This is a genomic window from Streptococcus sp. XMC (assembly GCF_021341835.1).
Taxonomy (GTDB): domain Bacteria; phylum Bacillota; class Bacilli; order Lactobacillales; family Streptococcaceae; genus Streptococcus.
Map to the genome: position 1 here is coordinate 266,267 of NZ_JAJTNQ010000002.1, position 14,482 is coordinate 280,748.

Consider the following 14,482-nt stretch of genomic DNA (forward strand, 5'->3'; position numbering starts at 1 on the left):
AAACAGTTCAAATGAACTGTTTTTTAAATTATCTTTTTCATCTCAGCAACTGCCATCATGACTTCCATCGGGGTCATGTTGTAGATATCAAGATTCTTCAATTCTTCTAGTACTGGGTGAGTAGCATCTGCTGCAAACAGAGATAGCTGTTCTCCAAGCTCTGGAGAGGATTGCTGTGTTGGAGTCGCCATTGGCACTTCTTGGCTTTGGCCTTCTAGTTGACTCAAGATTGCATCCGCTCGCTTCAAGAGATCGCTTGGCAGACCTGCAATCTTGGCCACATGGATCCCATAGGATTTATCCGCTGGACCCTCTTCGATCCGGTGTAAGAAGGTCACTTGGCCATCCTTCTCCAAGGTGGCGACGTGGACATTGCGCAAGCGAGATAGGGTCTGCTCCAAGTCGGTCAACTCATGATAGTGGGTGGCAAAGAGCGTCTTGGCCCCTGTCCGGTCATGGATGTATTCGATGATGGCTTGAGCCAAGGCCATCCCATCATAGGTCGCCGTCCCCCGTCCCAACTCATCAAACAAGATGAGAGAAGCCGGAGTCGCTTGGCGAATGGCATTGTTAGCCTCCATCATCTCAACCATAAAGGTCGATTGGCCGGACACCAAGTCATCTGCAGCCCCAATCCGGGTGTAAATGGCATCAAAGAGAGGGAGGGTCGCCGCTTGAGCCGGTACAAATGAACCAATCTGAGCCATAATGACAATGATGGCCAACTGGCGCATATAGGTGGACTTCCCGCTCATATTAGGTCCCGTAATCAACTGGATATCACAGGTCTCATCCATGGAAATGCTGTTGGGGATGTAGCTTTGAGCTCCCATCACCTTTTCAACAACTGGATGACGACCCTTCTCAATCCGGATATCACGCGCCTCTTGGAAGACCGGCCGGGTCAGTTGTTGTCTTTCAGCCACACAGGCCAAGCCTTGCAAGACGTCCACCGTTGCTAGAGCTTGGGCTAGGGACTGCAAGCGTTGAATGTACTTGCCAACTTCCTCTCTGATCCGTAGGAAAATCGCATACTCTAGACTAGTCGACTGTTCCCGAGCTTCTAGCATCTCTCCTTCGATCCGAGCCAGTTCTTCTGTCCCAAAGCGCTCAGAATTTTTTAAGGTTGCCTTGCGGAAGAAATGAGCTGGCACACGGGATAATTGGGAATTGGTCACATGGAAATAGTAGCCATCTTTTTTATTGTAGTCAATTTTAAGTCCAGTAATGCCACTGGCCTCCCGTTCTTTAGCTTCAATCTCTGCAATCCAGCCAGTCCCTTCTCGAAGGACGACACGGTACTGGTCCAGAGTTGGGTCAAAGCCGGTACGGATGATATTGCCTTCTGTTAGAACAATCGGGGCATCCGGATCAATGGCAGCTTCGATGAGACGGCAAAGCTCTGGTAGCTCATCTAACTGATCAATGAGAAGGTCTAGCACCGGCTCGCCCATCTCGACCAAGAGCGATTTGATCAAGGGAACATGACGCAGGGTTTCGCCCAACTGCAAGAGGTCCTTGGGAGTGGTCTTACCAAAGGAAACCCGACTGGCCAAGCGCTCGATGTCATAGACACCCTTGAGACGATCTGCCAGATCGCTTCGCTCAAAGAAATGGTCCAAGAAGACCTGGATAATCTCTTGGCGCTCCTCGATCCGATGGCGGTCCATCAAAGGCTTCTGGATCCAAGCCCGCAAGAGACGCCCTCCCATAGCTGTCTTGCTTTCATCTAGGAGCCAGTAGAGGCTACCATGTTTTTTGCCAGTCCGAGCATTTTCTGTCAAGTCCAAACTCGCCTTGGTCGCATAATCCATCTGCAAGAAATCGCGGACTTCATAGTGATGGGCAGGCTTGATATGGTGGAGTTCCCGCTTCTGGGTTTCCTGGACGTATTGGAGCAGGCCTCCTGCCGCTATTCTCTCCAAATGAGTCAATTCAGCCCCTAAAAGTTGGACATCCTCCGCCACTTCTGAAATAGGGGAGAGCAAGAGGTTCATTTGGCCAAGAAGGACTCTTTCTTCCATTTCTGACAAGGAGTAGGTCAGGACAATCTCCCGTGCCCGCAGGTTGCGGATCTCCCCACAGACCATGGCAAAATCATTCAGACTGGTTACCTGAAACTCTCCGGTCACTAGGTCCATATAGGCAAGGCCATAGGCCGTCTCATCATGAGACAAGGCTACCAGGAAGTTGTTGGCGCTGTCTGGCTTGGTCGAATCGACAACGGTCCCCGGAGTAATGACTTGGACCACTTCCCGTTTGACCACACCGACGGCTTGCTTGGGATCTTCCATCTGCTCTGCAATAGCTACCTTGTAGCCTTTTTCGATCAAGACATCGATGTACTGCTGGGCCGAATGATAGGGAACTCCAGCCATGGGAATTGGATTTTCTGCATTTTTATTCCGAGAGGTCAAAGAAATCTCTAAAATCTGTGCTGCATTGACGGCATCTTCATAAAAGAGCTCGTAAAAATCCCCCATCCGAAAGAGCAAAAAAGCATCCGGATAGTCTTTTTTGATATCTAGGTATTGCTGCATGCCAGGTGATATTTTTTCTGCTGCCATATCGTTCCTTTTCTATATCATTGCATTTATTCTGAGTGCTTACTCCAACTCTAAACTGACATAAAAGGAGGGCCGATCCCTTTCTGGACTGGTCCCTCGCACTTGACTAGTGACTAGAATGTTGGAGAATGGTCTGCTGGACTGTTTGTGCTACTTCTTGGTCCTTGCAAACAATTAAGAGGGTATTGGCACCTGCTACGGTACCAAGGATTTGATCATCCAAAATCTCATCGACTGCGTTGGCTAAAATAGCCGCTTCTCCCAGCTCCGTCCGAACAACCAATGTAAACTCCGCTCTCGAGACCACTTGTGCATATTGAGCAATCAGTCTAAAAATATCTGTTCGATCTGGTTCGTCTGCTAATTTATAATAGAGGCCACCCTTTTCTTTTACCTTGATCAGACCGATTTCTCGTAGGTCCCTGGATAAGGTGGTCTGGGTCACTCCCGCCCCTCTTTGATCTAGGCGGTCTTGAATGTCTTTTTGCGTCGATAACTTCTCATGTTGAATAATTTCTCGAATCAAAAGCTGACGTTCATCTTTTTTCATTTTTGCTCCACTTTTGAATAATTATACTTTGATTATACCAAAAAGTTTGAAGAAAGGCCGAATTTTGTGATAGAATAGTAACAAAAGACCAAAGGAGCTACTATGAATCATAAAGAACTTATTGCAAGTGAATTGGCAAAAGTCATTGAAGGCTTAGACCAAGAAACTATCTTAAATTTACTAGAGCAACCAAAATCTTCAGACCTCGGAGATATCGCCTTTCCTGCCTTTTCTTTGGCTAAAATCGAACGCAAAGCTCCTCAAGCGATTGCTGCTGATATTGCGGAAAAAATCGATGCCTCTCACTTTGAAAAAGTCGTTGCTACTGGTCCTTACGTAAATTTCTTCTTAGATAAATCACAAATCTCTGATCAAGTCATCAAAGCGGTTATCCAAGCGGGTGCAGCCTATGGACAACAAGTAGAAGGTCAAGGAGCGAACGTGACTATCGACCTTTCTAGTCCAAACATCGCAAAACCTTTCTCAGTTGGTCACCTACGTTCAACCGTTATCGGGGATGCTATTTCAAACATCTATAAAAAAATGGGCTACAATACCATTAAAATCAACCACTTGGGAGACTGGGGCAAACAGTTCGGTCTCTTGATGGTCGCTTACAAAAAATGGGGTAGCAAGGAAGCCGTCGAAGCCAATCCAATCGATGAATTGTTGAAACTCTATGTCCGCATCAATGCCGAAATCGAAAATGATCCTGCTTTGGATGAGGAAGGACGTCTCTGGTTCAAGAAATTGGAAGATGGAGATCCAGAAGCGACTGAATTGTGGCAATGGTTCCGTGACGAAAGCTTGGTTGAATTCAACCGTATCTACAAACTCCTCGGTGTTGAATTTGATAGCTTAAACGGAGAAGCTTTCTACAATGACAAGATGGATGAAGCTGTCCAAATCCTTGAAGAAAAAGGCTTGTTGAAAGAGTCTAAGGGAGCTAGCATCGTTGAGTTGGATGACGTCAACCTTCCACCAGCTATGATTAAGAAATCAGACGGTGCCACTCTTTATATCACGCGTGATATCGCCACTGCTATCTATCGTGCACGGACTTACAACTTTGTGAAAAACATCTATGCTGTAGGTCAAGAACAATCCAACCACTTCCGTCAGTTGAAAGCTGTTTTGAAGAAAATGGGATTTGACTGGAGCGACGATATGATCCACGTTGACTTTGGTTTGGTTACAAAGAACCGCCAAAAATTGTCAACTCGTAAAGGAAATATCATCCTGCTCGAACCAACTCTTCAAGAAGCCATCTCTCGTGCCAAAGCTCAGATCGAAGAAAAGAATCCTGAATTGGAAAACAAGGAAGAAGTGGCACATGCAGTCGGTGTTGGTGCCGTTAAGTTCTACGACTTGAAGACAGACCGTCGCAACGGGTATGACTTTGACCTTGAAGCCATGGTATCCTTCGAAGGAGAAACTGGACCGTACGTTCAATACGCATACGCACGTATCCAATCCATCCTTCGCAAAGCCAACTTCACTCCATCTGCAGATGCAACATACAGCTTGAACGACCCAGAAAGCTGGGAAATCATCAAACTTCTCCAAGACTTTGCTCGTGTCGTGAAACGTGCTGCTGAAAACTATGACCCATCTTTGATCGCTAAATATGCCATCAACTTGGCTCAAGCCTTCAACAAGTACTATGCTCACACACGTATCTTGGATGAAAGCCCAGAACGTGATAGTCGTCTTGCACTTAGCTACTCAACAGCAGTAGTCTTGAAAGAAGCGCTTCGTCTATTGGGTGTTGAAGCACCTGATAAAATGTAATATCTTCCTTACTTTTTGATAGGAAACCATCTCTTTTAGGGGTGAGAGGAATCGCTAAATAAACCTTATTTAGTTCCATCTCACTCCTTTTCTCATGCTAAATACACCTATATTTTTAGGGATTATCGCTTCCCTTTATCCATTATCTTATCTTCTGGAGAACCCTATGAATCAAACTGTTTATATTCTTATTTTAGTTAGTCTGCTTATTCTCTTTTTAATCAATAAATACGAGAGAGAAAAACTGCAAAAGATTTTACAAGAGCAACTCTTAAAAGATGAAGCATTCAAAGCAAGCATCAAGGAACAAATCCAAACGACGGAAAACATCAACGATGTCATCCACGCCATCAATAAGGACTATCGCCTCGGCCTCTTGCTCTCGAAAGAAATCACAGATCAATTAAAATAAGCAACAAAAAGGAGGAGTCATACAAAGTATGCCCCCTCTCTCTTCAACCGTAATAAAAGAACCAAGCCTTTGCTTGGTTCTTTTATTTTAAAAGTGATACAAATCTTCTACAATGGCCGCTACTTTTTTGATATCCCCTAGCATTCCTCGCATCTCAAAGTCTGCTAGCATAGGGAAACCAAAGCGTTGGCTGTACTGCTTGGCCGTTAGGCAATATTGATTGTTGAAGTTGCGATTTCCTGATCCTACAACTCCTAAACATTTAGAGGCATTGTCTCCATAGGCAATAAAGTCTGCTACATCGGTCGTTAAAATCTCCACATCCCCATTATCAACACCATTTCCTCCTTCTAGGTAGGTCGGCAAAAAGGCGATAAAAGGTGTTTCGACTTCAAAGAAGGGCTTCCCTTCTTTGACTAGGTCTTTGACATGGATTTTTTCAATGTCCAAGTCAGGGTACTGCTCCCATAGATAATCACTGAGGCGACGAACAAAACTTTCAGTATTGCCACTTAAACTGATATAGACAAAACATACTTTCATTTTCTTCTCCAATCAGACCAGTTCCTCTTCTTTGTCCAAGACTTGAGGAGTTTTTTAATGCTATAATCTAAGCTTGAAGGTCGCTAGCTGGTCTATTTTTCAATTTGTAGAGGAGGATTCCCAAGTAAACAAGGGCTACAACCACACTCAAGACAAGTGCATATAAGCTAGAAGCCTGTAACAAGGTCCGCAATTTGTCTGACGTGATTACAGACATGGAAGAACGATAAGACAAGAAATTATGCAAGCTCATTAAGACAAAAGCACCAATTTGACCCATATAGGCATAGGTTGCCTTGACAATATCCTTTTTAGACAGGAAGAAATAGCCAACTGCAATCAAGCCCCCAATTAAAAGAGATAGCAACAACCAAGCAATCGGTCCGCGTAAGGCTACGATTAATTTCTCAAGGAAGGCTTTGTATTCTTCCCGTTCAAGAGCAGTGGCTAAGTTCAAAGAAGCTGCCATTTCATCTGTGAGCTCCACTTTAGCCAATCCAAAGAAGGACTGAGCAGTTAGTAGAGTTCCCATCGCTGACAGAGCTAGCAAGACATACATATAAATTGGATTTTTCTTCATTGTATTTCCTCATTTCTAATATCCATAGTATTTATTATAACGTGAACCTTAGGGAAGCGCAAGTTTAGATTTTCCCAGAGATCCTGTGCTAAAAAAGCTCCCTCTAAATCAGGAAATGATTCAAAAGGAGCTCTTCTTTCTAAGTATATTGCTTCTAGAATGTTGAAAACAAATTAGTTCAAGTGCCAGATATCTTCGTTGTACTGAGCGATGGTACGGTCAGATGAGAAGAATCCTGCTTTGGCAATGTTGACGATGACTTTATCCAACCATGCATCACGATCTTCGTAGTCAGCCAACATTTGCTCTTTGACTTTAATGTAGTCTTCCAAGTCAAGAAGAGTCATGAACCAGTCTTTGTTGATCAACTCATTGTGAAGGCGTTCCAAACGTTCTTGGTTACCAACTGCAAGAACAGCGTCGCTGACGATGAAGTCAACCAATGGTTTGATAGCTTCACGTGCGTAGAATTCACTTGATTTGTAAGCAGATTTTGCATAAAGGTCGATAACAGTTTCTGAATCTTCACCGAAGATGTAGATGTTTTCGTCGCCAACCAACTCAGCGATTTCCACGTTAGCCCCGTCCATCGTACCAAGAGTCAAAGCTCCGTTCAACATGAATTTCATGTTACCAGTACCTGAAGCTTCTTTAGAAGCCAATGAGATTTGTTCTGAGATATCACATGCTGGGATCAAGAAGCTTGCGGCTGTTACGTTGTAGTTTTCAACCATCACTACTTGCAAGTGTGGAGCCACTGCTGGGTCGTTTGCGATGACTTCTGACAAGCAAAGAATCAAGTGGATGATGTCTTGAGCGATTGTGTAGGCAGGAGCTGCTTTACCACCAAAGAATACTGTGATTGGACGAGCAGGGATGTTTCCAGCCTTGATGTCAAGATATTTGTGGATCACATACAAAGCGTTCATTTGTTGACGTTTGTACTCGTGAAGACGTTTGATTTGGATATCAAAGATAGAATTTGGATTGATTTCCACACCTTGGTGATCTTTCAAGTGACGAGCCAATTTACGTTTGTTGTGGGCTTTGATGTTTTCCAATTTTTCTTTGACAGCAGCTTTATCTTCGTATGAGAGAAGGTCTTCCAACTTAGAAGCATCATGGTGCCAGTCACGTCCAAGGATCTCATCTAAGTAGTGAGACAAGCTTGGGTTGGCATGCATGAGCCAACGACGGAAGGTAATCCCGTTTGTTTTGTTGTTGAATTTTTCTGGGTAAAGGTCGTAGAAGGCCTTCAACTCAGAGTTTTTCAAGATTTCTGTATGGAGAGCTGCAACCCCGTTTACACTGTATCCGTAGTGGATATCCATGTGCGCCATGTGGACACGATCGTGTTCATCAATGATTTGAACAGCTGGATCTTTGTGTTCAGCACGAACACGACGGTCCAATTCTTCAATGATTGGTACTAAGTGAGGAACCACTTCTTGCAAGAATTCAAGTGGCCATTTTTCAAGGGCTTCTGCAAGGATTGTGTGGTTAGTGTAAGCAGTCATGCTACGAACGATAGAGATAGCTTCATCAAGTTCGATACCACGCGCTGTCAAGAGACGGATCAACTCAGGAATCACCATTGATGGGTGAGTATCGTTGATTTGTACAACTGCGTAGTCAGCAAGGTCATGCAAGTTACTTCCTTTTTCGATCGCTTCGTCGATGATCAATTGCGCACCGTTTGAAACCATGAAGTATTGTTGGAAGATACGGAGCAATTCACCTTGTTTGTCACTATCGTCTGGGTAAAGGAAAAGAGTCAAGTTGCGAGCGATATCTGTCTTGTCAAAGTTGATACCCTCTTCAATGATAGATGAATCAACTGATTCCAAGTCAAACAAGCGCAAACGGTTCTTGGTATCGATCTTGTAACCAGGTACGTCGATATCATAAAGTGTTGAAGTCAATGTAAAGTGTGCGAAAGGCACTTGGTAGCTACGACTTGAACGAACGAGCCAGCTTTGATCAGTCAACCATGCATTTGGAATGGTTTCTTGTTGGTTGTTTTTAAGGACTTGTTGGAACAAACCAAAGTGGTAGTTCAAACCGATCCCGTCTCCGTTTAATCCAAGAGTAGAGATGGAGTCGATAAAGCAGGCTGCCAAGCGTCCCAAACCACCGTTACCAAGTGATGGTTCCAATTCCACTTCTTCAACTTCGATCAAGTCTTTGCCAGCATCAGCCAATTCTTTTTTGACATCATCGTACAGACCCAAGTTGATCAAGTTGTTTGACAAGAGTTTACCAATCAAGAACTCAGCTGAGATATAGTAAACTTTTTTCTTACCAGTATTTAATTTCTTTTGGGCACTTGCTTGCTTGGTGTAATTAAGCAAAGCAATGTACAATTCTTCGTTTGAACATTCTGCAATTGTTTTTTGATAATGATCAATCACATATTTTTGTAATGATTCCATGATTAAGTGTCTCCTTGTGTTTTGATTAGATAGGGGGAAAGATTATTTTTCTGCTTTTTTCGCTTTTTCTTCTTTCACCAAGTCAGTATTTTCACGACGATAGATCGTTGTGAAATCAAGCAATTCTTGCTCGACAGCAGGAGTCAATTGATCCGCTGTCATCCGCCATGCCCAGTTGCCACCAAGGGTAGATGGGAAGTTCATACGAGCTGAGCCATCCAACTCTAACAAATCTTGCATGGTAGCGATGGCCATAAAGCTGACTGAAGCAAAGACGGTACGAAGCATCGCATGTGGAACAGATTCGTATTCTTTACGGTTTGTGTAACGAGCAAGGTACTCGCGAGTTGGATCGTCGATTTCATTGCGGTACCAACCAAGAACCGTGTTGTTATCATGTGTTCCAGTGTACATAACAGAGTTATTTGGTGCTAAGTGAGGGCTGTCGATACTTTCATCGTCAGGATTGAAGGCAAATTGAAGAATCTTCATGCCTGGGAAGCCTGTGCGCTCACGAAGCTCAATGACTTCGTCCGTCATGAAGCCAAGGTCTTCTGCGATGATGTTCAAGTCACCCAGCTCTTCTTTCACTGCTGCAAAGAGTTTGTAGCCAGGTCCTTTGACCCATTTACCTGGTGCCGCTGTATCAGAACCAGCTGGGATTTCCCAGTAAGACTCGAAGCCACGGAAGTGGTCAATCCGCACGATGTCGTAGATTTTGAAGCTCTCACGCAAGCGTTCAATCCACCATTTGTAACCATCTTTGTCCATTGCTTCCCAATCATAGATTGGGTTGCCCCAAAGCTGACCAGTTGCTGAGAACTCATCTGGCGGGCATCCTGCGATGCAGGTTGCTTTTCCATTTTCATCTGTTTTGAAGAGATGAGGATTAGCCCACATGTCGCTTGAATCTTCTGCTACGTAGATTGGCATATCACCTACGATCTCAATATGGTTGTCGTTAGCGTATGCTTTCAATTTCAACCATTGTTTGAAGAAGAAATACTGTGTTACTCGATGGTAAGTCAATTTGTCTTCCAATTGAGCGCGGTATGAAGCAAGGGCCTCCGGTTGACGTGCACGAATCGCAGCGTCTGGCCATTCTGTCCATGCTTTTAATTCAAAGTGCTCTTTAATAGCCATGTATTCAGCAAATAATTCCAACCAAGCTGCATTTTCTTCAGCAAAACGGCTGAAGTCATTCCAATCACCGTTTTCGATAAAAGCTTTAACTGCTTTTTCTAGAAGAGGACGACGTTGTTCGAAGATCTTCGCATAGTCTACTTCTGTTGGGTCTTGACCAAAATCAACACCCTCGACATCAGATTCATCCAAGAGCCCTTGCTCGATCAAGAGATCGAAGTCAATAAAGTGGGTATTCCCTGCAAAAGCTGAGAAGGATTGATATGGAGAATCTCCATAACTGGTTGTTCCAAGAGGCAAAATTTGCCAATACCGTTGCTTGGTCCGAACGAGGAAATCTACAAAATCGTAAGCTGCTTGACCAAACGAACCGATTCCATACTTCCCAGGCAAGGATGAAATGTGCATCAAGACACCACTTTGGCGTTTTTTCATTGAGGGTACCACCTTTAGTTTAATATTTTTTGTTTCAAAGAAAAATAGACCAACTTTCTATTCTGTTCCCGTTTTCACTCCGACTCTTAGATAGAATAGAAGAAGACTAATTGTCAGACATAGAAAAAATTTAACCTATTTATAAATGACCCTAGATCATCTTTATGCAACGTTCAAGGAAAACGTTTGCGTTACGTGTCCATTATAAAATATTCTTGTGGTTTATGCAAGAGGTTTCCTAAACTTTTATGATTTTTTCTGCAGGTTCACCCCACGCCTAGTTTATCCCTTTCTCATTTTCATGTCAACTATTTGTGTGTATTTAATAGAAGATAAAAATTTTTTAAAAAATTTTGCACAAAGAGCTTGCAAACGTTTTCTCCCTGTGATATACTATTCGTGTTAAGGAAAACGTTTGTCTAAAACGTTTTCAACTAATAATCTTATTTTTATTCTTTAGGAGGAATAAATCATGAAACGCACAATTCTTCGAAGCGCTGCTGTACTTGGTACAGTTGGGTTCGCATCACTTCTTTTGGTAGCTTGTGGAGGCAAAAAAGATGACTCTGCTGCTTCTGAAAACGAGTTGACAGTATACGTTGACAATGGCTACAAAGCCTACATGGAAGAAGCTGCGAAAGCTTTTGAAAAAGAAAGTGGAACAAAAGTAACGATCAAGACAGGTGACGCTCTTGGTGGATTGGACAAATTGTCTCTTGACAACCAATCTGGTAAAGCTCCAGACGTTATGATGGCACCATACGACCGCGTTGGTGGTCTTGGTAACGACGGTCAATTAGCTGAAGTGACATTGAACAAAGACAGCAAGACTGACAAAACAACTGAATCACTTGTAACAAACGGTGGTAAAGTATACGGTGCACCAGCAGTTATCGAAACATTGGTTCTTTACTACAACAAAGACCTCTTGCAAGAAGCTCCAAAAACATTTGGTGAACTTGAAGAATTGTCAAAAGATAGCAAGTACGACTTCGCTGGCGAAGCTGGTAAAAACACTGCCTTCCTTGCTGACTGGACAAACTTCTACTATGCATACGGACTCCTTTCAGGTAACGGTGGCTATGTCTTCGGCAAAGATGGTACAGATCCAAAAGACGTTGGTTTGAACAACCAAGGTGCAATCGACGGTATCGAATACGCGAAAACTTGGTACGCTAAATGGCCTAAAGGATTGCAAGACACTAAAGGTGCTGCAAACTTCATCCAAACTCAATTCCAAGAAGGTAAGACAGCTGCCATCATCGATGGTCCATGGAAAGCATCTTCATTGAAAGAAGCAAAAGTAAACTACGGTGTAGCAACAATCCCTACTCTTCCAAATGGAAAAGCATACTCTGCCTTCGGTGGTGGTAAAGCTTGGGTTATCCCTGCAGGTGCTAACCACCCTGAAGCAGCTCAAAAATTCGTAGACTTCTTGACTTCAACTGATCAACAAAAAGCTTTCTACGATAAGACAAACGAAGTGCCAGCTAACACAGAAGCTCGTGAGTACGCTGTTGGTAAAAAAGATGAGTTGACAACTGCCGTTGTTAAACAGTTTGAAAATGCACAACCAATGCCAAACATCTCTGAAATGAGTACTGTTTGGGATCCAGCTGCAACTATGCTCTTCGACGCTGTAAGTGGTAAGAAATCTTCTAAAGATGCTGCTGACGATGCTGTTAAATTAATCAAAGAAACTATCGAACAAAAATTCGGTGGCAAGTAATACAGTTCCCAAGGGGCTGGGAATGTTTCCCAGCCTTTCGCTGTGATGTGGCCTTTGGTCGCTCACTTATAAGGAGTCGATATGGAAACACAACAAAATCCCAAAAAAGCAATGTGGCTATCCCTCATTCCTGGCTTGGGACAAATCTATAACAAACAGAAAGCAAAAGGATACATCTTCCTCGGTGTAACACTTGTCTTTCTCGCATACTTTTTCGGTATTGGTTTGGAGGAATTGTCTAAACTAATTACCCTAGGTACTGTCCGTGGAAAAGATAATTCTCTTTTTATCTTGATTCGTGGTGCCTTCCACTTAATTATCACCGTCGTTTATTTGATGTTCTACGCCTTGAATATCAAAGATGCGGGTACTGTAGCTAAGCGGATTAATAACGGTATTCGAGTGCCGAAGACCCTAAAAGAAATGGTGAATGCTATCTATGAAAATGGCTTCCCATATCTCTTGATCATCCCTTCTTATATTGCCATGACCTTTGCAATCATCTTCCCTGTTTTGGTTACCTTGATGATTGCCTTTACCAACTACGACTTTAAGCATACAGCTCGTTTTACGCTCCTTGATTGGATCGGACTTCAAAACTTCACCAACATGTGGACTTTGAGTACCTTCCGTTCTGCCTTTACATCTGTATTGGGCTGGACCTTGATCTGGGCCTTGGCAGCTTCAACACTTCAAATCGTTCTTGGTATCCTAACGGCTATTATTGCCAACCAACCATTCATTAAAGGAAAACGCATCTTCGGTGTTATCTTCCTTCTTCCTTGGGCGGTTCCTGCCTTCATTACGATCTTGACATTCTCAAACATGTTCAACGATAGTATCGGGGCCATCAATGCGCAAGTCCTTCCGCTCTTTGCGAAGATTTTCCCATTCTTGGATGGGGTTCTCATTCCTTGGAAAACGGATCCTACTTGGACAAAAATTGCTTTGATTATGATGCAAGGTTGGCTCGGCTTCCCTTACATTTACGTCTTGACACTCGGAATCTTGCAATCTATTCCAAACGACCTTTACGAAGCAGCCTATATTGATGGGGCCAACGCTTGGCAAAAATTCCGCAACATTACCTTCCCAATGATTTTGGCGGTTGCGGCACCAACGCTCATCAGCCAATACACCTTCAACTTTAACAATTTCTCCATTATCTACCTCTTTAACGATGGTGGACCTGGATCTGTTGGTGGTAATGCTGGTTCGACAGATATCTTGATTTCTTGGATCTATAAATTGACAACGAACTCATCACCTCAATACTCAATGGCTGCTGCGGTTACGTTGATCATCTCTCTGATTGTCATCTCGATCTCGATGATTGCCTTCAAGAAACTGCACGCATTTGATATGGAGGATGTGTAAAATGAAAAATTCAGTTCAATTTAAACGCCGCCTTAATCATTTCTTGACTTACCTCTACTTGGTTGTCCTTTCCATCATCATCATCTATCCATTGTTGATCACGGTTCTTTCAGCCTTCAAAACGGGTAACGTCAGTGCCTTTACACTTGATTTCAGTGGCAGTCTCAGCTTTGATAACTTCCAAAAACTCTTTACGGACACCTTATATGGTACCTGGTATCTCAACACCTTGATTATCGCCATTATTACCATGGTTGCTCAAACATCCATCATTACCTTGGCAGGATATGCCTACAGCCGCTATAACTTCTTGGCTCGTAAGCAAAGTTTGGTCTTCTTCTTGATTATCCAAATGGTCCCTACCATGGCTGCTTTGACTGCCTTCTTCGTTATGGCCTTGATGTTGAACGCCTTGAACCACAGCTGGTTCCTCATCTTCCTCTATGTCGGCGGGGGAATCCCGATGAACGCTTGGTTGATGAAGGGTTACTTCGATACAGTCCCAATTTCACTTGATGAATCTGCAAAATTGGATGGTGCTGGACACTTCCGTCGCTTCTGGCAAATCGTCCTTCCATTGGTTCGCCCAATGATTGCGGTCCAAGCACTTTGGGCCTTCATGGGACCTTTTGGAGACTACATCTTATCTAAATTCTTGCTTCGCGATGAAATCAATTACACGGTAGCTGTTGGTCTTCAAACCTTTATCAGCGACCAAAAAAATCAAAAGATTGCCTTCTTTGCGGCAGGTGCGATTCTGATTGCAGTCCCAATCTGTGTTCTGTTCTTCTTCCTCCAAAAGAACTTTGTTTCAGGCTTGACAGCTGGTGGGGATAAAGGATAAAATAAACTTTTCTATAACCTTCCAGCAATGATGAAAAGGATGAGATCTTCTCTCGTGCTTTTCTCCCAGTCACATAAAT

General features: G+C 43.4%; 11 protein-coding genes. 5 read left to right on the top strand and 6 right to left on the bottom strand.

Annotated elements, in window-relative coordinates; all coding sequences use genetic code 11:
- Nucleotides 1-23 precede the first annotated feature (23 nt).
- Nucleotides 24-2,567, bottom strand: coding sequence for a DNA mismatch repair protein MutS (gene mutS, locus LXO72_RS06130; RefSeq protein WP_154857037.1), 2,544 nt, complete (start codon nt 2,565-2,567; stop codon nt 24-26).
- Between the two features lie 106 nt (nt 2,568-2,673).
- Complete coding sequence (argR, locus tag LXO72_RS06135) at nt 2,674-3,117, bottom strand: arginine repressor (protein WP_048691892.1); 444 nt, start codon at nt 3,115-3,117, stop codon at nt 2,674-2,676.
- Nucleotides 3,118-3,219: 102 nt separating this feature from the next.
- Between argR and argS the strand changes: the two genes are divergently transcribed.
- Together argS and LXO72_RS06145 are read left to right on the top strand one after the other, a co-directional pair.
- Nucleotides 3,220-4,908: an arginine--tRNA ligase gene (gene argS / locus LXO72_RS06140; protein WP_154857032.1), complete on the top strand. Its 1,689-nt coding sequence runs from the start codon at nt 3,220-3,222 to the stop codon at nt 4,906-4,908.
- A gap of 166 nt (nt 4,909-5,074) precedes the next feature.
- The gene (locus tag LXO72_RS06145) at nt 5,075-5,320 is read left to right on the top strand and encodes a hypothetical protein (protein WP_006596982.1); all 246 of its coding nucleotides are present in this window, start codon (nt 5,075-5,077) and stop codon (nt 5,318-5,320) included.
- 87 nt (nt 5,321-5,407) lie between these two features.
- On the opposite strand, the gene nrdI is transcribed toward LXO72_RS06145, so the two are convergent.
- The 4 genes from nrdI to malQ all read right to left on the bottom strand — a co-directional run bounded on the left by nrdI (nt 5,408) and on the right by malQ (nt 10,453).
- A complete protein-coding gene (gene nrdI / locus LXO72_RS06150) occupies nt 5,408-5,863 on the bottom strand; it encodes a class Ib ribonucleoside-diphosphate reductase assembly flavoprotein NrdI (RefSeq protein ID WP_325167121.1) in 456 nt (151 codons plus the stop codon).
- A gap of 67 nt (nt 5,864-5,930) precedes the next feature.
- Nucleotides 5,931-6,443 carry an ABC transporter permease gene (locus tag LXO72_RS06155; RefSeq protein ID WP_233331831.1) on the bottom strand — a complete coding sequence of 171 codons (513 nt, stop codon included), beginning with the start codon at nt 6,441-6,443 and terminating at the stop codon, nt 5,931-5,933.
- 173 nt (nt 6,444-6,616) lie between these two features.
- On the bottom strand, nt 6,617-8,875 hold the full coding sequence (gene glgP / locus LXO72_RS06160) for a glycogen/starch/alpha-glucan family phosphorylase (RefSeq protein ID WP_154857026.1): 2,259 nt from the start codon (nt 8,873-8,875) through the stop codon (nt 6,617-6,619).
- A 42-nt stretch (nt 8,876-8,917) separates the two neighbouring features.
- Nucleotides 8,918-10,453, bottom strand: coding sequence for a 4-alpha-glucanotransferase (gene malQ / locus LXO72_RS06165; protein WP_154857024.1), 1,536 nt, complete (start codon nt 10,451-10,453; stop codon nt 8,918-8,920).
- Nucleotides 10,454-10,925: 472 nt separating this feature from the next.
- Between malQ and LXO72_RS06170 the strand changes: the two genes are divergently transcribed.
- The 3 genes from LXO72_RS06170 (at nt 10,926) to LXO72_RS06180 (ending at nt 14,403) form a co-directional block, all read left to right on the top strand.
- Nucleotides 10,926-12,182 (top strand): extracellular solute-binding protein, encoded by a 1,257-nt coding sequence (locus LXO72_RS06170; protein WP_154857022.1) that lies wholly within the window; start codon nt 10,926-10,928, stop codon nt 12,180-12,182.
- 81 nt (nt 12,183-12,263) lie between these two features.
- Nucleotides 12,264-13,559 (top strand): sugar ABC transporter permease, encoded by a 1,296-nt coding sequence (locus LXO72_RS06175; RefSeq protein ID WP_048690290.1) that lies wholly within the window; start codon nt 12,264-12,266, stop codon nt 13,557-13,559.
- Nucleotide 13,560: 1 nt separating this feature from the next.
- On the top strand, nt 13,561-14,403 hold the full coding sequence (locus tag LXO72_RS06180; protein WP_006596980.1) for a sugar ABC transporter permease: 843 nt from the start codon (nt 13,561-13,563) through the stop codon (nt 14,401-14,403).
- The last annotated feature ends 79 nt before the right edge of the window (nt 14,404-14,482 follow it).

Coding starts and splice junctions, on each gene's coding strand:
- glgP (WP_154857026.1), bottom strand. CDS start 8,875: ATGGAATCATTACAAAAATATGTGATTGATCATTATCAAAAAACAATT.
- LXO72_RS06175 (WP_048690290.1), top strand. CDS start 12,264: ATGGAAACACAACAAAATCCCAAAAAAGCAATGTGGCTATCCCTCATT.
- argS (WP_154857032.1), top strand. CDS start 3,220: ATGAATCATAAAGAACTTATTGCAAGTGAATTGGCAAAAGTCATTGAA.
- LXO72_RS06155 (WP_233331831.1), bottom strand. CDS start 6,443: ATGAAGAAAAATCCAATTTATATGTATGTCTTGCTAGCTCTGTCAGCG.
- nrdI (WP_325167121.1), bottom strand. CDS start 5,863: ATGAAAGTATGTTTTGTCTATATCAGTTTAAGTGGCAATACTGAAAGT.
- mutS (WP_154857037.1), bottom strand. CDS start 2,567: ATGGCAGCAGAAAAAATATCACCTGGCATGCAGCAATACCTAGATATC.
- argR (WP_048691892.1), bottom strand. CDS start 3,117: ATGAAAAAAGATGAACGTCAGCTTTTGATTCGAGAAATTATTCAACAT.
- LXO72_RS06145 (WP_006596982.1), top strand. CDS start 5,075: ATGAATCAAACTGTTTATATTCTTATTTTAGTTAGTCTGCTTATTCTC.
- LXO72_RS06170 (WP_154857022.1), top strand. CDS start 10,926: ATGAAACGCACAATTCTTCGAAGCGCTGCTGTACTTGGTACAGTTGGG.
- LXO72_RS06180 (WP_006596980.1), top strand. CDS start 13,561: ATGAAAAATTCAGTTCAATTTAAACGCCGCCTTAATCATTTCTTGACT.
- malQ (WP_154857024.1), bottom strand. CDS start 10,453: ATGAAAAAACGCCAAAGTGGTGTCTTGATGCACATTTCATCCTTGCCT.